The sequence below is a fragment of the Parasynechococcus sp. genome, assembly GCF_042954325.1.
GTDB lineage: Bacteria > Cyanobacteriota > Cyanobacteriia > PCC-6307 > Cyanobiaceae > Parasynechococcus.
On sequence record NZ_JBGKDS010000012.1, the window covers coordinates 68,904 to 87,476 of the forward strand.

Consider the following 18,573-nt stretch of genomic DNA (forward strand, 5'->3'; position numbering starts at 1 on the left):
CCCCTTCACTCCTCCGCCGACAGCGGGGGATTTTTTTTGCCGCCCTTCAGCACAGGAACCATCACGGAGACCAATATCGCTATTGAGTATCGTTTGCAAAGCCAACTCGATGCAAATGGGTGTCATTCTCAATAAGTGTTCCGCATTGAGAGCTGGCCTGGCTCTGTTGCTCGGCGGCACAGGGCTCATCGCTGGCTGCGCCAAGCAGGCAACGAATCAGTCCATTGGGGTGTACTCCGGCCGGCACTACAACAGCGATCAAGCCCTTTACCAGGAATTCACCGCCCAAACGGGCATCAAGGTGAAATTGCTCGAGGCGAAAGACGACGCGTTAATCGAGCGTCTCAAGCAAGAAGGCCAGGACTCGCCCGCCGATGTCCTGATCCTTGCCGATGCAGCACGGCTCGAACGCGCCAGCCAGCAGGGATTGTTCCAGGCCATTGACTCCAAAATCCTTGAGCAGGCTGTCCCGACAGACCTACGTGACAGCGAGAACCGCTGGTTCGGCTTGACCCGGCGTCTTCGCGTACCAATGCTCAACACCGACCGGGTGGAGCCCAACGAGGTCACCGGTTACCAATCTCTGGCTGAGCCGAAGCTGAAAGGCCAGGTCTGCCTTCGCAACCGCCGCAGCGTTTACAACCAGTCCTTGGTGGCCTTCATGCTTGATCTCGAGGGGCCGGAGGCCACCGCTGCGTGGATCCGGGGCATGGTGGCCAACCTGGCGCAACCGGTGTTCAACAGCGACACACCGATGATCAGGGCCGTGGCCCAGGGAAGTTGCGGGGTTGCGCTAGCCAACACCTATTACCTGGGCCGACTCCAGGCCGGTGACAAAGGGGCCGCGGATCAAGAGCTTTCAAGCGCCGTCACCGTGCAGTGGCCGAATCCTGTCCACGTCAACATCACAGGGGGTGGCGTGACCCGTGCCAGCCGTAACCCCGAGGCCGCCCAAACCTTCCTGGAATTCCTCAGCTCGAAAGAAGCCCAAGGCGGTTACGCCGCCGCTAACCATGAATATCCACTCAAAGGGCTTGGCGAGGATCCGATCCTCACAGCCTGGGGATCCTTCCAACAGGCAGAGGTCTCAGCGGAACGTCTCGGTGCCCGCAACGCCGATGCAGCGGAGCTGATGGCCGCAAACGGCTGGCAATAATCACAGGGAGCGTTCACTCCAGCTCCGGTCAGAGGTGACCCAATCGCTGGGCTTGGACCACCACGGCCCTGCAATGGGCGAGGTAGTCCTCGCCCGTCATCGATCCCTTGGCCTGTCGTGTTTGCCGGCTCAGAATCTCAAAATCGGCAATCGGTTCTTCCCCGCGATGGGCCACCGCTGGACAACGCGCCTGGTTGGCTGGCGATGACTGGACCAAACCGTTGGCATCCATGGCCATGCCGTCATAAGGATCCGTCCCATCGCTCCGATGAAAGGCGCAATGGAGGGCATCCAGCGCCTCCTTCACCCGATAAACGCCGCCCCGCTTTCGATCGCGCTTGGTGATCGAGACCGCCTCGCGATTCAGAATTCGCCGGTACTGCGCAGCCGACATCTCCATCCAGCCGGGCGGCGCATAGACGGAAGCCAACTCCGAACAACCTGACGACGGACCAGAGCGGTGCATGGACATCCCGTTCAGATCCGACGTGAACCAAGGGAAGTCTGCGCAATGCCCCTACAAACCGAAACGCCCTCCGGCGAGCCGAAATCAGGTTAAGATCTGTAAAGCGCAGGCCCGGCTTGGACATGCGTCAAGAAGACGACCGGGGCAGGGGTGAGACCCTGCTCTTTTTTTGATCCTATGTCGCTTCAAAATCGTTGCGACAGATTTTGAACACCGAAGGAACAATCCGTCGCTTCGGCGACATCATCAAGCCAAAAATCAAACAAACTCAATACACCCTGCTGAGCTCTTATGGCGTCGTACTGCATTATCGGCTGCGGCTACGTTGGCACAACAGCAGCCATCCATTTCAAATACAAAGGGCATCACATCACCGGCACAACAAAATCTCGTGCCAAATTGCTTCAACTCAGCGAAACCGTTTCCGAACCTCTGATTCTTGATCTTGCCGATCCAGATGCTTGCTTCGATTTCCTTGAGCATCAGGACGGACTTCTGATTTCAGTTGCCCCGTCCCGAGAGGGCGACTCCTTCGACGATGTCTTTGCCAAGGGCATCACACGACTGACCACTGCACTGAACCAACGCCAGTCGTCTCACCCTTTGCACGTGACTTATATCAGCACCGCCGGTGTCTACGGAGATCAGGGGGGCAACACCGTCTGCGAAGACTCCAAGCTCGACCGCGAGCATCCCCTAAACGCCCTGCTCACCTCTGCGGAGGACATGCTGCAGACGGTCGATCGCGCTGACACCACCCTCTGCATCCTGCGCATCGGGGGCATTTATGGACCCGGCCGCGACATGGCAAATGCAATCAAAGCCGCCGCCGGAGAACAGGTCAAAAAGAATGGCAATCACGTCTGCGCCTGGACCAACATTGTTGATATTGCTGAAGGCATTTCATTCGCTTACACCCGTCAACTCGAAGGCATCTTCAATCTGGTTGATGACATGCAACTCACGCGCCGCGAGCTCTCCAACCTGCTCTGCGACACCGAGGGATTACCACCTGTTCTGTGGATGAACAACGATCTGCCTGGACAACGCATCAGCAATTCCAGAGTGAGCAACACCAAAATCAAATCAGCCGGGTATCAATTGAAATCACCCTCGATGCTCGATCCACTCCGTGTCTGACTATTGAGAACAGATTTCAAGAACCTGTAGCGTGCACCATGTCGCACGATCAGTCTTGAGATCGATCAGCTCACACACTGATTGCGTGTGCAAGCGCCCATGAGCCGCCGCTTGCTGGGGGGGATTGCAACGGTTTTGGCATTGATGGCCATCTGGCCGTTGATCCAATTGATGGGTGAAGGCCTGCAAGGCTTTCGCGAAGGCCTGGTCACACTGGGGCCCGATGGAGGCCGCCAGATCCTCGGCACCCTGACGCTGTTGCTGGGCAGTGCCATCGCCGGAACCATCATCGGCACCGCCAATGGCTGGTTGCTGATCAACTGTCGTTTTCCAGGTCGCCGCTGGCTGCGCATCGCGCAACTGATCCCTCTGGCGACCCCTGCTTATCTCCTGTCCGCCACCCTCGTCGACCTGGGCAGTCGCCAAGGCTGGCGGATCCATGGCCTGCCCTGGGGGATCGCCGTGATGGCTCTGAGCACTTATCCGTACGTCTTCTTGCTGAGCACGGAGAGCTTCGCGATGAGTGGGCGTCGACAACTGGAGGCCTGCCGAAGCCTTGGTGTTGGCCCCTGGTCAGCCTTCCAGCGCGTCGCTCTGCCGATCGCCCTACCCGCCATCGGAGCCGGGGTCGCCCTGATGGGAATGGAAGTCGTCAATGAACTGGGAGCCGTCCAGCTGCTCGGGATTCCGAGCCTCTCCGCCGGCATCCTCGAAGCCTGGCAAGCCGACAGCAACCCAAGCGGGGCCATCTGTCTCGCACTGATCACGCTGGCCATCGTGCTGGGACTGGTGATCTGCGAGCGACGTTTGCGCCGGCGGAGCCGACGCTGGAGTGACGGCGTTGCAGGGGGGGATGCCACCGCATGGCCTCTCCACGGAGCCCGGGCACTGAGCGCCCAACTGCTGGCCATCCTTCCCCCGGTCATCAGCCTCGGCATTCCGTTGATCTGGGCCGCCAGCAATCTCGATCAACTCCAGAGCAACCTTGAAAGCGATCTTCTGGGACTGAGCCTGCGCAGTTTCCTTCTGGCCATCACTGCGGCAGGCCTCGCCGTGATGGCCGCTTTGGTGTTAGCCATCGCCAAGCGCTGGACCAACAACCAGCTGCTGCAAAGCCTGACCTTCCTCGCCGGCACCGGCTACGCGGTGCCCGGCACCGTGCTCGCCCTGGCCTTGTTGCTCACGGGAGCCCCGTGGCAACTGGCGCCCCTGCTGCTTCTGCTGTGGGGCTACAGCGATCGCTTCCTGGCGGTCGCCAAAGGCGGATTGGATGCGGCCCTGGAACGGATCAGCCCCAACCTTGATGAAGCCGCCACTGGCTTGGGGTTCAACTGGCAACAGGTGCTGCGCAGTGTGCACCTGCCGTTGCTTCGCGGCCCCATCACCGTGGGCTTGCTGCTGGTCTTCGTCGACACCGTGAAGGAACTTCCCCTCACGTTTGCCCTGCGCCCATTCGATTTCGACACCCTCTCGGTGCGGGTTTATCAATACGCCAGTGACGAACGTCTGGCCGAAGCACTCCTACCGGCCCTGATGATCCTGATTCTCGGTCTTCTCGCCGCCGTGGCCTTGGTCCCAAGCCTCGATCAGACCTCCAAACAATCCTGATGCCCGACGCAACCCTTCAAGATCGGGCCCTGAAACGCGTCTGAACGAGCTGATCGATCTCCATGGCTCCTGCAGCAAGGAGATCGGCCAGGGTTGAGACCAAGCGGTAACTCAGCACCACGGCCAACAATCCAGCCTCAGGAACGCTGGAACCAAATCGCATCAGCAGCGTGGCTTCGAAAACGCCGAGCCCCCCAGGAGCGCCCGGGACCACCAGACCGACGGCGTAGGCCAGGGAGAACGCCGCCAACCACGAGCCGACCAGGGCACCCTCCACCCGGAAGGCCTGGACACAACAGAAGAATCCAGCAAACCGACACAGCACAAAACCCAGATCCCACACCAACGGAGTCCAGGGGTAGCCCTCACGCCCCGATCCCAGAGGAGCGTCAGGCAGCACACCCGCCCCAGCGCGCTCGAGGCTGGATGCCTTGGTGCGCTCAAGCCGGCGCAACAGAGGCTCACGCCACCGCGGGAGCAGCATGAGCGCTGGCAACGGCGCCAGACAGACCAAGCCGTTTTGCCAGCCTCCCGCCACCAACAGCAGCAGGGCCGACGCCACAATCAACAGCGGATCGAGCAAAACGGCAGCCAGCGCCGGAGCGGCGCCCACGCTGCTCCGCAGCACCCGGACCCGCTCAACCAGATGCCAGATACCACCTGGGAGGTACTTGAGCACATTGGTGCGGACAAACAAAGGCACCAGCTCGAGCTGCCCATGGCGATGGCCCAGCCAATCCACCAGCACCCGCCAGGCGGCCCCATTGATCAAGATGCTGAGCCAACTGAAACCAAAGCCGAGAACAAGCCACAGCCAACCGGAACCATCGAGGTTCTGCTGCAGCAGCTGATCGCCCTGCTGCGACACCGCCACAGCCAGGAAGGCCACGCTGGCCAGGGTGACCCAGAGCTTGGGTTGACGCAGAACCTGGATCACCAGGTCCACTCCCCATCGGCAATAAAGGCCGCGGAGGCACAGGCCTCGCGCAGCGCCGCCACCGACTGACCGCTGCTGACACTGAGGGCGCGGACCCCGTCCGATTCAGGCTTGATGGTCACGCGACCATCCGGGCGATGCACCTGCTTGGCCGGCAGATCCCCCCAGGCTGTCCGGAGATGTCCGGATCGACGGGGAAGCAGCCAGCGCCCCTGCTCCCGCTCCCGCAGACCAATCGTTGGCCCAACTGTGAACCAGCACTGCCGGAGAGCCTCCGCCTCGGCCGATGCCACCAGGGCCACGACCGTGACACCCACACGGCCTTTCTTCATCTGGATCGGATGACAGGCCACGTCGACGGCACCGGCCTGTCGCAACCGTTCGATCAGCACAGCGATGTCTTCCGGGGAGACATCATCAATCCAAGCCTCCTGCACCAACAAACGTTGCCAACGGGGCAGCAAAGGCTCAGACAGCGCTCCCGATCCAACCGCCAGCTGGCTGATCCGAAGCTGATTGGGGCGATCAAGCTCGCGATGGCCAAGACCGCAGCCAATCGCCATCGGTGTGACCTGATCAGGGGCCTCGAAACGATCCACATGCACCGCAACCAAGGCGAGACCTGTCGGTGTGGTCCATTCGCCGGCAGGAAGGTCAAGACCGCGCCGCAACGGCAGGGTTCGACAGCGGGCAAGCTCCAGCACGGCAGGTGCAGGCACCGGAAGACGGCCATGGGCCGTCAGCACAGATCCATGCCCAGTGGGAGGGATCTCACAACTGATCCGCTCCGGCGCGAGGTGCAGCAGAGCCGCACAGACGCCGACCACATCCACCACGGAATCAATCGCCCCGACCTCATGGAAATGCACCCGGTCGGGATCCAAACCATGCACCGTCGCCTCGGCGTCCGCGAGGAGGTTGAACACGGCAAGAACGCTGGCCTTGAGGGCCGACGGCCATGGGGCCGCCTCGAACAGACCACGCAGCTCAGCCCAATGGCGATGGGGTGGTTCTTGCTCGAGACCCTCCACGGTCAGACGCAACCCCCGCAGCCCCGCACTCCGGGCCTCCTCCACGTGGAGCCCGTAGCGGTCCGACCAACCCAGTGCCGCGAGAGGCGCATCCACCACAGACCTTGGGACACCGAGATCCAGTAGGGCTCCCAGCAACATGTCGCCAGCAAGCCCTGTGGGGCATTCGATGTGGAGTGCTGTCATCGCCCGAGGCGAGGCGCAGCAGACAACAGATCGCCCGCGCGCTCATCCAGGCGAGAACGCTGCTGGCGGAGCTGCTGCTCAATTTCACGGCGTGCCCGCCGCTGTTCGCGCTGGGCCGTGTCCACATCGTGGCCGGAAAGCCCCCAGAGCTGTCCCAGCAACGCCCGATCATCAGCACCACCGCGGGCCTTGCCATAAACCAGCGTTTCAGCTGCAATGCCCGCCTGCAGCACACGACTCCAGCGGCGGAGATCCTCCAGCGACATTTTCACGCTGTCAGGAACGCGGAATTCCGTGGCACCGCTGCTCCGCAGACCAGCGCTGACACATGCAAGTGTGCCGACTAGAACCCGCTGCACCGGAAGATCCTCGGCCTCCGCGATCAGGACATGACCGGCCTCATGGATGGCGATCCGTTGCAGGCGAGCCTGACCTCCAGGCAGAGCTTCGGCCAACAGATGGCCGCCCATACCCTGCCAAGAAGCGGCATCGACACTCAGGGCGATCAACCCCCCGAGAACGAAAACCACGATCCAGGCGGGTGACACGCCGACGGCAGGTCCGAAGGCTCCGAGGATGGTGATGCCAACAACAACGAGGCCGGCACGCAACGTTGCCGTTGAACCCTGGGACTCCTCCACCATTAATTGCGTGCCCGACGGGACGCCTGGCCTCGGCCACTCTTGGACTTGCCCCCACGGGTGGGCATCGGTGCCATCACCTCATGGGACTCGAGATGGAGCTCCTGTCCCTGACGACGCAGGTCAAGGCTGACGAAATGACGCAGATGCTCCAGGGGAAGCTCGCCCTTGATCTGCAACTTGAATGGCAGCGGGCGGCTGCCATCGGCTCGGGGTTGTTGCCGCACCTTGATCACCAGGTCACCCGTCTCAGGTTTGGTGAAGATCAGCTCGCCGCGCACTGAAAAGTAGTCATCGCCCTCGGGAAGGCTGTCGGTCAGATCAGCGGCGTCCGGCGACAGTGTGCTGGGCTCCCAGATCCCGGCGATCTGCAGATGCAGATGATCACTTTCACGGCAGCGGGGATAAACAACCCAGAGGTGGGGCTGATCCATCGACAGATGGCGACGCATCAAGGTCATGACCCGGCCAAGCACGACCGTCTCCAAGGCATTGCCCGCGCTGTCCGTCAGGACGCCACGGGTGAGCTGCTCGTCGTCATGGGGGGTGTAGACGCCACGGACAACACCGATGGCCCTGTACTGCAGCGGTTCGGTGACCGGGGGAATCGGGTGGTCGCGCATCTCAATCGGGTCGGGCGGTTACAAAACCCGCATGGAACTGTAGCCAGAGCAATGCAGTCTCCTCAGACTGCGCCAAAGATGAACAGATGGGATGGCACCTCCCCGGCGGCTGCTGCTCTCCGGGATAGCCCTCACCACCGCAGGCTTGATCGGTTGGGGGGTGGCGGCTTTCTTCCCCCCGCGCACCTCCGCACTCGGCAGCCGGGCTGTCGTGAACAGAGACGTTCAGACCCTGCTGGCCCGCCAGCAACAGGGGACGCTCTCGTCGGAGGGGCGGTTGCAGCTGGTGGAGCGACTGATCGCCATCAGCCGTTTTGATCAGGCCCTCGAGCTGTTGGCCACATGGCGTGGGGAGGCCCCATCAACCATCGAGCTCAGCCTGCTGATCGCCGACCTGCGGCGGCGATCGGGGGATCACAGCGGAGCAGAACAGGAGCTTGATCAAGTTCTACGCCTGCACCCCGACCATCTCGATGCCTTGAGGCTCAGGGCGTTGGCTCAGCAGGAGTCGGGCCGCAGCCAGGTCGCAATCCAACAGATCGAGGAACGCTTCAAACAGGCCGAAGCCGGTCAGCAAGCGACGCTGGGGTTGCTGCTGGCAGATCTGCAACGGCTCAATGGAGCTCGCACCCGCGCCCGCGCGACTTACCGGGACCTGGCCACACGCTTCCCCAATGATGCAGGGCCTGTCCTGGCCCTGGCGCTTCTGGAACGAGAGGACGGCAACACCGCCAGCGTTCAAACCCTTCTGGCGGAAGCGCGACAACGGCGTTCGGACAACCAACAGGATCCATTGATCGATCAACTGGCCGGACGATGGGGGCTCGATGCCGCCAGGGTCAGGGCGATTCAGCCGGCTGCTGCTGATACGCCTTGAGCGCTGCATCGATCGCATCGCCGGGCGGCGTGGCGTCACTCATCGCACCGGACTGACGAATCCGGTTGATCAGATCCAAGGGATTGGTCGCATCGAGGATGGAGCCACCGTCGGTCGGTCCGGAGTTGTAGATCTCGCGCTCCTCTCGCGTCTGGTACGGAGCATCGACCTGAGCCATGGCCTGCTGATCCGGAGCCACGGCAAGAACGCCGGCAAGGGCGAAGCAGCTGACCGCGAATCGGCGGAGCATGGTGATGAGGCTTGAAGTGGCCGAATGCTAAGCGTCACTTGCTGAGGAAACCTCTCCCGTGCAGATCGCTACCTGGAACGTGAACTCGGTGCGAACACGGCTCGACCAAGTGCTGGCCTGGCTCGAGCAAGAACAACCTGACCTGCTGTGCCTGCAGGAAACCAAGGTGGATGACCCCCTGTTTCCGGTCAAGGCATTTGAAGCCGCCGGCTGGCAGGTGAGTTTTCACGGTCAGAAGGCTTACAACGGCGTCGCCCTGGTCAGTCGCACCCCCCTAGAGGACGTGCGCTGTGGCTTCACAGCTGAACTGCCCGATGATCCTGAAGCGGAGCCGTTGGGTGAGCAGAAGCGCGTGATCAGCGCGTTGCTGGACGGCGTGCGCGTGCTGAATCTCTATGTCCCCAACGGCTCAAGCCTGAAATCCGACAAATATCCCTACAAGCTCAGCTGGCTGTCCTGCCTCAAGCGCTACATCGATGCTCTCGCTGAACGCGGGGAGCCGCTCTGCATGGTTGGCGATTTCAACATCGCTCCAGAGGCACGGGATATCCATGATCCGGACCGTCTCAGCGGAGGGATCATGGCCAGTGATGCCGAACGGACAGCGCTGCAGGAGGCCCTGGGAGAACGGCTACAAGACGTTTTTCGAGTCTTCGAGCCGGATTCCGGACACTGGAGCTGGTGGGACTATCGAACGGGTGCCTGGGATCGGGATCGCGGCTGGAGAATCGACCACATCTACCTGTGCGACGACCTGCTGGGTCTGGCCAAAAGCTGTGTGATTCACAAGGCGGTCCGCGGCAATCTTCAGCCGAGTGACCATGCCCCGGTCAGCGTGGACCTGGACTGGCCCCCCGCTGATGACGACCTCGACGAGGACGATGACGTCTTCCGCTGAGTCGCCCCGCAAACGAAAGCGATCAGAACAGTTCGATTCCTGCAGGTTGCTCCTTCCCTCCGGCTTTGAGCGCTACGACCCGACGGGCTGACTCCCCACAGGTGCGCGGAGTTGGCAACACCTTGCCGGGGTTGGCGCGCTGACCAGGATCGAAGGCCTGACGCAGCAGGCCCATGGTCTCGAGATCATTCTCGTCAAACATCCAATCGAGGTAGCAGCGCTTATCGGCACCGATGCCGTGCTCACCACTGATGCTTCCCCCGGCCGCCAAGCACTCCCGCAGGATGTCGGCACCGAGAGCTTTGACACGCTGCTCGGCATCGGGCTCACTGGCGCGATACAGGATCAACGGATGGAGGTTGCCATCTCCTGCGTGAAACACATTGGCGACGGGAAGACCGTGCTTCTGGCTCAGGCGCTCGATCGCGGCCAGAACCCGGGGCAGGGTGCTGCGTGGGACGACACCGTCCTGGACGTAATACGTCGGTGTGATTTGGCCAACGGCTGAAAACGCCGACTTGCGCCCCTTCCAGAGCACAGCGCACTCCTTGGGATCCACGGCCCGTCGCAGTCCTCTGGCACCGGCCGCCCGACAAAGGTCTTCCGCCCGTTCGGCGGAGGCTTGCACCTCCGAAGCCTGACCGTCCAGCTCAATCAACAGGACGGCAGCCGCATCTCGGGGGTACTCGTCATATCCAAAGAAATCATCGACAGCATTGATCGTGACGCGATCCATGATTTCCATCCCCGCCGGTAACAGGCCTGCTGCGGTCACAGCTCGCACCGCCTCCCCGGCCGCTTCCATCGTCTGAAAGTCAGCGAGCAAGACATTCACGCATTCGGGTGCCCGCAGCAATCGCAGGGTGATGGCCGTCGCGATGCCGAGTGTTCCTTCACTGCCAATGAAGGCACCGCGAAGGTCGAGCTCAGGGGCTTCAGCCACCCCACTGCCCAGCTCAGTGACCGTGCCGTCCGGGAGAACCACTTCCAAGCGCAGCACATGGTTGCTGGTCACGCCGTATTTCAGGCAGTGAACGCCACCGGAATTTTCTGCCACATTGCCGCCGATGCTGCAAACGACCTGGCTGGAAGGGTCGGGCGCGTAGTAATACCCCTCGCCGGCCACCGCACGCGTGACCCAGCTGTTGATCACCCCGGGCTGAACGGTGATGGTCTGATTCGGAAGGTCGAGATCAAGCACCTGACGCATGCGACTCGTGACCACGAGCAACGCCTCCTGATCCACTAATGCGCCGCCGGAGAGTCCGGTTCCACTGCCGCGGGCGACGAAGGGCACCTGGTGATCAGCGCAGCAACGGAGCGCCGCAGCAACGTGCTCCGTGCTCTCAGGGAGCACGGCCAGCGGTGGACAGTGACGCTCAAGTGTCAGACCGTCACAGTCGTAACTCAGCAATTCTTGACGACGGGCAACGACGGCACGCGACGGAAGCAAACGGCGGAGATCCCTTTCCAGCGCTGACCAGTCGTGGGTCAAAACGATCGTGCAACTACCGCCAGGCTACGAAGAGAAACCCGATCAACTGAGTCGATCGAGACACAGATCAAACGGAACCGGTCGATCTTGGGTCAGGATGTTGCACGGTTTGCATTTGCCTCTTGGCGTCGGTTCCCGTGACAACTCCTGCGTTGAACACCAGCCGTTCCCAGGCCATCTTCGGCGCAGCACAGGGCCTGATGCCCGGTGGTGTGAGCTCTCCAGTCCGAGCGTTTAAGTCCGTCGGTGGTCAGCCGATCGTGTTCGACCGGGTGAAGGGTCCCTACGCCTGGGACGTGGACGGAAACAAATACATCGATTACATCGGAAGCTGGGGACCGGCCATCTGTGGCCATGCCCACCCCGAGGTGATCAGCGCCCTGCAGGAAGCGATCGAAAAGGGCACCAGCTTTGGTGCGCCCTGCGCCCTTGAGAACACGCTGGCCGAGATGGTCATCGATGCTGTCCCCAGTGTCGAGATGGTGCGCTTCGTCAACAGCGGCACCGAAGCCTGCATGGCCGTGCTGCGCTTGATCCGCGCCTTCACCGGCCGCGACAAGGTGATCAAGTTCGAAGGCTGCTATCACGGCCACGCCGACATGTTCCTGGTCAAGGCCGGGTCAGGAGTGGCAACGCTGGGCTTGCCGGACTCCCCCGGCGTTCCCCGGAGCACCACAGCCAATACCCTGACGGCGCCCTACAACGACCTGGAAGCCGTCAAAGCTTTGTTTGCCGAGAACCCGGACGCCATTTCCGGTGTGATCCTCGAGCCAATCGTTGGTAATGCTGGCTTCATCCAACCGGAACCCGGGTTCCTGGAAGGCCTGCGTGAACTCACCAAGGAAAACGGTGCCCTGCTTGTCTTCGACGAAGTGATGACCGGCTTCCGCATCAGCTACGGCGGTGCCCAAGCCCATTTCGGCGTCACTCCCGACCTGACCACGATGGGCAAAGTCATCGGTGGAGGGCTTCCGGTTGGTGCCTACGGCGGCCGTGCCGACATCATGCAGATGGTCGCCCCCGCTGGCCCGATGTATCAAGCGGGAACCTTGAGCGGCAATCCCTTGGCGATGACGGCCGGCATCAAAACCCTGGAACTGCTGAAGCAGCCAGGGAGCTACGACAAACTCACGGCCACCACCAACAAGCTCGTCGCAGGAATCAAAGAAGCCGCAAAAGCAGCCGGACTGCCGATCACCTGCGCCAGCGTGAGTGCGATGTTCGGCTTCTTCCTCTGCGAGGGACCGGTCCGGAACTTCGAAGAAGCGAAAGCAACCGATTCCGAACGGTTCGGACGACTGCACCGGGCCATGCTCGAGCGCGGTGTGTATTTGGCCCCCTCGGCATTTGAAGCCGGCTTCACGTCCCTGGCCCACTCAGATGCGGACATCGAGGCCACAATCAACGCCTTCCGCGAGAGTTTTGCTGAAGTGGCCTGATTCAGCCAAACCTCTGAGATCGTCGTTCATCCCAACAGCAGTGGATCGGTTGTCCTCTGGCCATCGCCAGATCAACCGGTCGACTGCTGTTTTTTGATGGTTTGATGTCTGACGTCCATCAAGGATGGCTGTAAATGAGTCGGAATCACTGCTGACGGCAGCACGGCAAGCGGCACAACAGGCGCACTGTCCTTACTCCCACTTTCATGTCGGTGCTGCAGTGGCCTGCGCCGATGGAAGCGTGGTGTCAGGGTGCAATGTTGAAAATGCCAGCTATGGCTTGAGTCTTTGCGCCGAACGTGTTGCACTCTTTGCCGCTGTCAGCCAAGGCAAACGGCCCATCCGTCTTGCCGTGAGCTGCATCGATGCCCAGGACGATGCAGCACAAGCTTCAAAGATGCCCTGTGGTGCGTGTCGTCAAGTCATGCAGGAACTGATGCCCCCTGAGGCAACCATTCACATTGACGGCGTCGGTCCACGAACGATCGAAGAGCTACTGCCGGAGAGCTTTCAGCTCAAGCCAGATGCACATCAAAGCGATCGAGCAAAAATCTGACAGGCAAAATCCAAGTCTCTAACTTGCCGGTAATGGCATCAGAGAAGAGCATGCGAAGGCAAGCACTGTGCTGGCTACTTGGCATTCTCATTGCCATGAGCTTGCCGCTCCTTGAAGGAGGCCTCGCATCATCGTTGGCCGCCAATGCCAAAGGCGCAGACATCAGCGAGCAGAGAGATGAACTCATCCGACAACCGATTATCCAACTCGAAGAACAACCATTCTTCCGAGACATCGAAACCTATTCAGATAGCTGGGAAGACTCTTATCTCGGAAAGATCACCGGATACACCCCAGAAGCAACCCTCCTTCGCTTTTATGCAGCCATGGCACGCGTTGGCAACATCATTGAAGAGGTGAGCAATCAAGCCGACACCGAGCCTGGACTTTTTTGGAGCAAAAGCAGCCTAGAAAAAATACGAGAAGCCGAAATATTATTCCAAACAGCCACACGAACAATCGACGATTCAGCCATCCCAACAAGCATTCGAAGAGACGTCAAAGAAGAGTCGGCACTGAAGCTCAAAGAAATTCTTGATTACGCCTTTACCCATTCAAGAGAAGAAATCACGCTACCAAAAGACAAGTCATTCCCTTCATGGACAATGCCAGGGACAGCCATTACGCTCACCAGACTGACCGACGACAAAAACAACGAAGACTACTTCTTTTCCCAGGAAACATTAGAAAACATCGACAGGATGTACCGCTTCATCGACAGTTCATTCGGCGCAGATCCCATCGACGAGCTGACATCAACAAATCAATATGCATCACCAAACCTTTACGACCACTTCACCTATACGCCGGGCTACCTTGTGCCCCCAAAATGGTACGAACGATTACCCAAAAGTCTCAAAAAAGCGCTGCAGCACCCCATCGGAGATCAAAGCATCCTTCAATACATGATGGCAACAATTGTCGCCATCATCTACCTTCCTACCACCGTATTCAGCATCAACGCGATGGTGAATACATACCGGACAAAAAATCAAGCTGACAAAGGCAAACATATGATCAGAGCATTCCACATCCTCACCCCCAGCTGGAAACGCTTTCTCCTCATCCTTCCGCTGGCACCACTCTCAACCATATCAAGAATACTGATTGCCAATCGCATCAATTTCACAGGGCAAGCCCTGGTCAACTCAAACTGGTTTTTCGATATCTCCACATTCATCTTTCTAGGGATAACAATTATTCTCTTTTTTGAAGCCATCAGCAATTCCGGGGCCAGCTGGATCATGCACTTCCGAGGCCGCACATCGGAGCTCGAGTCAAGGAGAATGCGCAACCTCATCATGCCATTTTCTCGATTCTTAGGAGCAATATTTGCCGTCATTTTGCTGTATCAATTGCTCTTACGACTTGGCATGCCCCCCAACGCTGTGATCGCCTTTTCAGCGGTGCCTGGCCTGGCCATTGGCCTTGGAGGATCTCGCCTACTAAGCAACCTCTTTGCAGGGATTGCCATTCAATCAGACAGACCAATTCGCGTTGGCGAATTCTGCAAGATCGGCGGAGACACAGGATTTGTATCAAGAATTGGCTTACGCTCAATCGACCTAGTGACGCTTGTTGGACGCATCACCATCCCAAACAATAAAGTCGAAGATGCGACCGTCTTCAATTATTCAGAGCGCAATAAGGCCAACATCATTGACAATCAAGGCATCAGCCAAGGCATCGAAATCGAAATCAAAGCGCCGGAGGAATTCAGCACCGGACAACTGAAGGAAACCGTTCGTCGCATCCAGGCTTTCATCGATCAGAATTCAAACCTCAACTCGCCCGTCGTCCATTTCAGCCAAGAGGATGCGACACACTCAACCATCATCATCACAGCGAGGACGGAAACAGATAACTGGGAGGACATCTTGCATGCCAAACAAGAGCTCAGTGCAGAATCCAAAACCATCATCACAATCATCAAGAACCTCAAGCACTCGATTAGCATCGACTACCAAACCCCTCGAGAAAAACGCCAGCAAGTTCCGGACATCGTGAGCAATGTGGTCAATGCAGATCCCGACCTTTCGATGATCTGCTGCAGACTATCTTCGCTCTCTGAATACAGCCTAGATTTTACCTTTTTAATCAACTCAAGCCATACGGATTCGGGGGAATTCTTTGACTCCATCGCCGCAATGAAAGAAGGGATTCTTCTCGCCTTTGAAGATCACGACATCGATATTCCTTTTCCAACTTCAATCGAAATACAACGCCACAGCCCGACCGAGAGGCTTGAGGCAACGGTTCACGATATTGAATAATCAGATCACTAGGCCTGCCAAGACGTCTTCCAGAGAGCCAAAGCCTTATCTGGATGAGAAATCTCCTCGATACTGGTGTACAGATAATCACCCCATCCCTCCATCGGGAGACCTGCGAAAAGCATCAAATTGAGGGGATAGTCCTCCGAGTCCGTACAACGACGAAAATCATCACGGAATAAAAATGTCGGCTTGCCCAAGGCAATGGCGGCACCGAGTTCCACCATGACACCTTCATCAGGTGGGGTCCCATTCACGATGGCAAACAACACATCCGCATCACGCACATCCTGAAGATCCCGTTGTGCCACCCCATAGGCCCAACCAGGGGATGCCATATCAACCTGACCATTGCGTTCGAAGGGTTCCCAGACCTCAAAACCCAATGCATCCAGCTGCTGGATGAATTCCGGCAATAACAACCTCCGCCATTGCGATGAAAAGCCGTAGGGAGACGCGAGGTACAAGCGAGGTCGATCCATCAAGACACACTGCGGGAGGAGCGATAAGCCTGCTCATCGGCCATGGCCTGGGCGGCATTCTCCCAGGGGAAGACCAGCCATTCGGAGGTCACGTTGACCTCGGCAGCAGACCACCATTCAGGAGTCACCTTGCTGATCCAGACGGCATAGGTCGCATGGGGCCAGCGGCTTCGCAAGGCCTGCAGGGTGCGTCCAGATTCATACACATCGTCCACGATGAGCGATGCGTCATCTGGCTGCAGCTGAAGCGGCAGCTCCAGGGCATGGCTCAGGGCAACCCCCAAGCACAACCCTCCACGGGGCACCCCATGAATGCCACTGAACGGCCGATCACGGAATCGCTTGACCAACAGGTCCACACAGCGATCGAACTGGAGCCAGTCAAGTTGCTTCATGCCGGGAGAATGGCATCTGATGGTGATCCACGCCGATGCATCCAGACATTCCCGCGCAGGAACAGGTGCGCAAATGGTTCCGCAGCCATCTCCTCAACAGGGAAGTGGAACTGCAGGAGCTCTACGAGCTTCCCCAGGGAGAGCTGGATCTGCTGATGGCGGAAACGGCTGAGATCCGCTCAGACACGGAAAATCGCTCCCGCAGCCATGGACGCTGGTGCACCGCTGGCTACGTCCTTGAACTCGCCAAAATCATTGATCGGCGTCGCTCGGACAACAGTGTTCACCACTGACCACGGTGCCCTGACGGAACCGATCGCTCCAGACAATCACCCGCCCAGTGAGCGGATCAATCGAGACCACCAGGACGGCTGCGATCGGCGAGCAGCATCCCGACGCAGCACCTTGAGGACCCGTTTCTGATAGCTGATCTTGTCGGGGGAGCCGGCCATCACCGCCTCGATCTCACGAATCTGCGCCTGGATCGAGCGATCACGAAACACCCCCTGAATCGCCGCGACGCTCTGGCGCAAAGCCTCCTTCCCCTGCTCAGGATCCCCCGGCATCGTTTGACGCAAACGGTCGAGCATCGCGGTCTCGATCGACACGCTGTAATCGTCGTCCTGCTCCTGTTGATGCTTCAGCACATTGAGCAAAAAGGCGACACGGGCATGGCGACTGGGAAAGGAGGAAAGCATCGACTCCTCAGAGGCTCCCGATAGGGCAATCGTTTTCCGTCCGGTACTTCGAGCCAAAGTTCGCTGAACCACGCCACCTTCCTTGAGCAGCAGATCATCCAAACCGCGTAAGTAATAGTGCTGCACAGGAAAGGACAGCCCATCACGGATGCCGAGACGACGCCCATCCCCCTGGGTTCCGGATCGATGCAGGCCAAGACCGGTCAACGAACGGGTACGCATCACGGACTTGATCTGAGGAAAGACAAAAAAACGCTTGCGGGCAGCTTCAAAACCCTGATCACTCAAGCTTGCTGTCATTTTCCAGGGCATCGATAACGTCTGAAAATCCTCCTGTTGAATAAACTGAATAAGGTCAGGATGGAGATATTCATCAGCATCAATAACCGCCACATAATCTTCACGAATCAAGTCGCGCACAGCCCCCACTCTCTGCCCTTCCACCTCGGTAAATCCGAACCCATTCCGACCAAGAATCTCGCGACAAAGCGGAGCGGAACCAGGGGCGATCACAAAATAAAATTGATCAATCCCTATGCTCAAATGATGGTCAATAAATGACTGGAGATAGGGCGCTTCTCCATCAAAAATTCGTACAACAACAGCGCAACTTTTTGCCAAGACAGCAAAACAGATAACTTCAACTTACCATGGCAAAACAAAAGTAGGGGTGCCAACCCCTCGCAATCATGGGAGAATCGGTAAAAACCATGGGCATCCGCAACTTGGCGATTGCCGTTCTTGTCGCGACGGCCATCCATCCATCGGCCCAGGCCAGGGAGATTGATCCGGATGTCGTCGAAACCTGCAAAGACGCCAGAGACTTCCAGGGCTGCGTCAATGCATTCTCATCCAAAGAACCAACAAGAAGCGGGCGGAGGACTCGAGCCCCATCGACCAACCCCGAACAATGTGATGACGAAGGCTGGTGCATTGCCAACGCAGGACTGGACATCTTTGGACTGCCAAAGGTTGTTGGCTGGAGCTACAAATCCCTCGACAATGGCATTCATTACCGCGGCCCAAAATTCTATAAGATCAAGCACAAAGGAAGCTCGAACCGGTATCTCGCCAAGAAATATGTTCACCACTACTATCAGGACGCAATCCCTGCCACATCCGGGTATTACAGGACAGTTCGCGCTGGGCAGAGAAAGTGTGGTTACAACGCCAATGGCTCCTACTATTGCTACACAACAGCGCCAAAACGCGTCTGGGTCCCTGGACAACCAGGCCAAGCTGGAGGATCACGGGTTCGTCATTACACCTGGGTTGGGGACTGCGTTGACAACACCTATGCGTACTATGTAAAGGGGAAGCTCAAAGGGAAGTGGAAGAAAGGCGAGGCACCTTCATCCTGCAGCTCCATCGAAACATTCCCCAGGCTACGCATCAAACTCTGAGCCTCAAAAGCTTCAGCGA

The 18,573-nt window shown here is 58.8% G+C and carries 20 protein-coding genes; 10 read left to right on the forward strand and 10 right to left on the reverse strand.

Annotated features, from left to right (window positions below; all coding sequences use genetic code 11):
* The first annotated feature begins 115 nt into the window (after positions 1-115).
* Positions 116-1,156, forward strand: coding sequence for an extracellular solute-binding protein (locus ACGVKB_RS01370; protein ID WP_392349584.1), 1,041 nt, complete (start codon positions 116-118; stop codon positions 1,154-1,156).
* Between the two features lie 28 nt (positions 1,157-1,184).
* On the opposite strand, the gene ACGVKB_RS01375 is transcribed toward ACGVKB_RS01370, so the two are convergent.
* Positions 1,185-1,586: a hypothetical protein gene (locus tag ACGVKB_RS01375; protein ID WP_392349471.1), complete on the reverse strand. Its 402-nt coding sequence runs from the start codon at positions 1,584-1,586 to the stop codon at positions 1,185-1,187.
* Between the two features lie 327 nt (positions 1,587-1,913).
* Here ACGVKB_RS01375 and ACGVKB_RS01380 point away from each other — a divergent pair, with 327 nt between their 5' ends.
* Both ACGVKB_RS01380 and ACGVKB_RS01385 read left to right on the forward strand, forming a co-directional pair.
* Positions 1,914-2,762: an NAD-dependent epimerase/dehydratase family protein gene (locus tag ACGVKB_RS01380; RefSeq protein WP_392349472.1), complete on the forward strand. Its 849-nt coding sequence runs from the start codon at positions 1,914-1,916 to the stop codon at positions 2,760-2,762.
* A gap of 99 nt (positions 2,763-2,861) precedes the next feature.
* Positions 2,862-4,370, forward strand: a complete 1,509-nt coding sequence (locus ACGVKB_RS01385) for an ABC transporter permease (RefSeq protein ID WP_392349473.1) — start codon at positions 2,862-2,864, stop codon at positions 4,368-4,370.
* 16 nt (positions 4,371-4,386) lie between these two features.
* On the opposite strand, the gene ACGVKB_RS01390 is transcribed toward ACGVKB_RS01385, so the two are convergent.
* Genes ACGVKB_RS01390 through ACGVKB_RS01405 form a run of 4 tightly spaced genes read right to left on the reverse strand, consistent with a single transcriptional unit; the run spans position 4,387 to position 7,788 of the window.
* Entirely contained in the window at positions 4,387-5,310 is a 924-nt protein-coding gene (locus tag ACGVKB_RS01390; RefSeq protein ID WP_392349585.1) for a lysylphosphatidylglycerol synthase domain-containing protein, read from the reverse strand.
* The gene (locus ACGVKB_RS01395) at positions 5,304-6,524 is read right to left on the reverse strand and encodes a LarC family nickel insertion protein (RefSeq protein ID WP_392349474.1); all 1,221 of its coding nucleotides are present in this window, start codon (positions 6,522-6,524) and stop codon (positions 5,304-5,306) included. The genes ACGVKB_RS01390 and ACGVKB_RS01395 overlap by 7 nt, the downstream gene beginning before the upstream one ends.
* Positions 6,521-7,168, reverse strand: coding sequence for a hypothetical protein (locus ACGVKB_RS01400; protein ID WP_392349475.1), 648 nt, complete (start codon positions 7,166-7,168; stop codon positions 6,521-6,523). The genes ACGVKB_RS01395 and ACGVKB_RS01400 overlap by 4 nt, the downstream gene beginning before the upstream one ends.
* Positions 7,168-7,788 (reverse strand): hypothetical protein, encoded by a 621-nt coding sequence (locus ACGVKB_RS01405; protein WP_392349476.1) that lies wholly within the window; start codon positions 7,786-7,788, stop codon positions 7,168-7,170. Before ACGVKB_RS01405 ends, ACGVKB_RS01400 begins: the two co-directional genes overlap by 1 nt.
* 91 nt (positions 7,789-7,879) lie before the next feature.
* On the opposite strand from ACGVKB_RS01405, the gene ACGVKB_RS01410 reads away from it, so the two are divergent.
* Positions 7,880-8,665: a tetratricopeptide repeat protein gene (locus ACGVKB_RS01410; RefSeq protein WP_392349477.1), complete on the forward strand. Its 786-nt coding sequence runs from the start codon at positions 7,880-7,882 to the stop codon at positions 8,663-8,665.
* Here the strand turns inward: ACGVKB_RS01410 and ACGVKB_RS01415 are convergent.
* Entirely contained in the window at positions 8,628-8,915 is a 288-nt protein-coding gene (locus tag ACGVKB_RS01415) for a hypothetical protein (protein ID WP_392349479.1), read from the reverse strand. The two genes, ACGVKB_RS01410 and ACGVKB_RS01415, sit on opposite strands and share 38 nt — an antisense overlap.
* 58 nt (positions 8,916-8,973) lie before the next feature.
* Between ACGVKB_RS01415 and xth the strand changes: the two genes are divergently transcribed.
* Positions 8,974-9,813 carry an exodeoxyribonuclease III gene (gene xth, locus ACGVKB_RS01420; RefSeq protein WP_392349480.1) on the forward strand — a complete coding sequence of 280 codons (840 nt, stop codon included), beginning with the start codon at positions 8,974-8,976 and terminating at the stop codon, positions 9,811-9,813.
* A 22-nt stretch (positions 9,814-9,835) separates the two neighbouring features.
* On the opposite strand, the gene ACGVKB_RS01425 is transcribed toward xth, so the two are convergent.
* Positions 9,836-11,308 (reverse strand): FAD-linked oxidase C-terminal domain-containing protein, encoded by a 1,473-nt coding sequence (locus ACGVKB_RS01425; protein ID WP_392349481.1) that lies wholly within the window; start codon positions 11,306-11,308, stop codon positions 9,836-9,838.
* Between the two features lie 137 nt (positions 11,309-11,445).
* Between ACGVKB_RS01425 and hemL the strand changes: the two genes are divergently transcribed.
* The 3 genes from hemL (at position 11,446) to ACGVKB_RS01440 (ending at position 15,576) form a co-directional block, all read left to right on the forward strand.
* On the forward strand, positions 11,446-12,747 hold the full coding sequence (gene hemL, locus ACGVKB_RS01430) for a glutamate-1-semialdehyde 2,1-aminomutase (protein ID WP_392349482.1): 1,302 nt from the start codon (positions 11,446-11,448) through the stop codon (positions 12,745-12,747).
* 124 nt (positions 12,748-12,871) lie between these two features.
* Positions 12,872-13,303 carry a cytidine deaminase gene (locus tag ACGVKB_RS01435; RefSeq protein WP_392349483.1) on the forward strand — a complete coding sequence of 144 codons (432 nt, stop codon included), beginning with the start codon at positions 12,872-12,874 and terminating at the stop codon, positions 13,301-13,303.
* Between the two features lie 95 nt (positions 13,304-13,398).
* Positions 13,399-15,576, forward strand: coding sequence for a mechanosensitive ion channel family protein (locus ACGVKB_RS01440; RefSeq protein ID WP_392349484.1), 2,178 nt, complete (start codon positions 13,399-13,401; stop codon positions 15,574-15,576).
* An 8-nt stretch (positions 15,577-15,584) separates the two neighbouring features.
* Here ACGVKB_RS01440 and ACGVKB_RS01445 read toward each other — a convergent pair whose 3' ends face one another.
* Positions 15,585-16,058 carry a nucleoside 2-deoxyribosyltransferase gene (locus ACGVKB_RS01445; protein WP_392349485.1) on the reverse strand — a complete coding sequence of 158 codons (474 nt, stop codon included), beginning with the start codon at positions 16,056-16,058 and terminating at the stop codon, positions 15,585-15,587.
* Positions 16,058-16,453 (reverse strand): phosphoribosyltransferase, encoded by a 396-nt coding sequence (locus ACGVKB_RS01450; RefSeq protein WP_392349486.1) that lies wholly within the window; start codon positions 16,451-16,453, stop codon positions 16,058-16,060. The genes ACGVKB_RS01445 and ACGVKB_RS01450 overlap by 1 nt, the downstream gene beginning before the upstream one ends.
* A gap of 35 nt (positions 16,454-16,488) precedes the next feature.
* On the opposite strand from ACGVKB_RS01450, the gene ACGVKB_RS01455 reads away from it, so the two are divergent.
* Positions 16,489-16,746 (forward strand): hypothetical protein, encoded by a 258-nt coding sequence (locus tag ACGVKB_RS01455; protein WP_392349487.1) that lies wholly within the window; start codon positions 16,489-16,491, stop codon positions 16,744-16,746.
* A 36-nt stretch (positions 16,747-16,782) separates the two neighbouring features.
* Here ACGVKB_RS01455 and ACGVKB_RS01460 read toward each other — a convergent pair whose 3' ends face one another.
* On the reverse strand, positions 16,783-17,451 hold the full coding sequence (locus ACGVKB_RS01460; protein ID WP_392349488.1) for a hypothetical protein: 669 nt from the start codon (positions 17,449-17,451) through the stop codon (positions 16,783-16,785).
* A gap of 389 nt (positions 17,452-17,840) precedes the next feature.
* Between ACGVKB_RS01460 and ACGVKB_RS01465 the strand changes: the two genes are divergently transcribed.
* A complete protein-coding gene (locus tag ACGVKB_RS01465; RefSeq protein WP_392349489.1) occupies positions 17,841-18,554 on the forward strand; it encodes a hypothetical protein in 714 nt (237 codons plus the stop codon).
* The last annotated feature ends 19 nt before the right edge of the window (positions 18,555-18,573 follow it).

Excerpts from the sequence above, each read along its gene's own strand:
- ACGVKB_RS01370 (WP_392349584.1), top strand. The coding sequence starts at position 116 with ATGGGTGTCATTCTCAATAAGTGTTCCGCATTGAGAGCTGGCCTGGCT.
- ACGVKB_RS01380 (WP_392349472.1), top strand. The coding sequence starts at position 1,914 with ATGGCGTCGTACTGCATTATCGGCTGCGGCTACGTTGGCACAACAGCA.
- ACGVKB_RS01385 (WP_392349473.1), top strand. The coding sequence starts at position 2,862 with ATGAGCCGCCGCTTGCTGGGGGGGATTGCAACGGTTTTGGCATTGATG.
- ACGVKB_RS01395 (WP_392349474.1), bottom strand. The coding sequence starts at position 6,524 with ATGACAGCACTCCACATCGAATGCCCCACAGGGCTTGCTGGCGACATG.
- ACGVKB_RS01400 (WP_392349475.1), bottom strand. The coding sequence starts at position 7,168 with ATGGTGGAGGAGTCCCAGGGTTCAACGGCAACGTTGCGTGCCGGCCTC.
- ACGVKB_RS01405 (WP_392349476.1), bottom strand. The coding sequence starts at position 7,788 with ATGCGCGACCACCCGATTCCCCCGGTCACCGAACCGCTGCAGTACAGG.
- ACGVKB_RS01410 (WP_392349477.1), top strand. The coding sequence starts at position 7,880 with ATGGCACCTCCCCGGCGGCTGCTGCTCTCCGGGATAGCCCTCACCACC.
- ACGVKB_RS01415 (WP_392349479.1), bottom strand. The coding sequence starts at position 8,915 with ATGCTCCGCCGATTCGCGGTCAGCTGCTTCGCCCTTGCCGGCGTTCTT.
- ACGVKB_RS01435 (WP_392349483.1), top strand. The coding sequence starts at position 12,872 with ATGGCTGTAAATGAGTCGGAATCACTGCTGACGGCAGCACGGCAAGCG.
- ACGVKB_RS01440 (WP_392349484.1), top strand. The coding sequence starts at position 13,399 with ATGAGCTTGCCGCTCCTTGAAGGAGGCCTCGCATCATCGTTGGCCGCC.
- ACGVKB_RS01445 (WP_392349485.1), bottom strand. The coding sequence starts at position 16,058 with ATGGATCGACCTCGCTTGTACCTCGCGTCTCCCTACGGCTTTTCATCG.
- ACGVKB_RS01450 (WP_392349486.1), bottom strand. The coding sequence starts at position 16,453 with ATGAAGCAACTTGACTGGCTCCAGTTCGATCGCTGTGTGGACCTGTTG.
- ACGVKB_RS01455 (WP_392349487.1), top strand. The coding sequence starts at position 16,489 with ATGCATCCAGACATTCCCGCGCAGGAACAGGTGCGCAAATGGTTCCGC.
- ACGVKB_RS01460 (WP_392349488.1), bottom strand. The coding sequence starts at position 17,451 with ATGACAGCAAGCTTGAGTGATCAGGGTTTTGAAGCTGCCCGCAAGCGT.
- ACGVKB_RS01465 (WP_392349489.1), top strand. The coding sequence starts at position 17,841 with ATGGGAGAATCGGTAAAAACCATGGGCATCCGCAACTTGGCGATTGCC.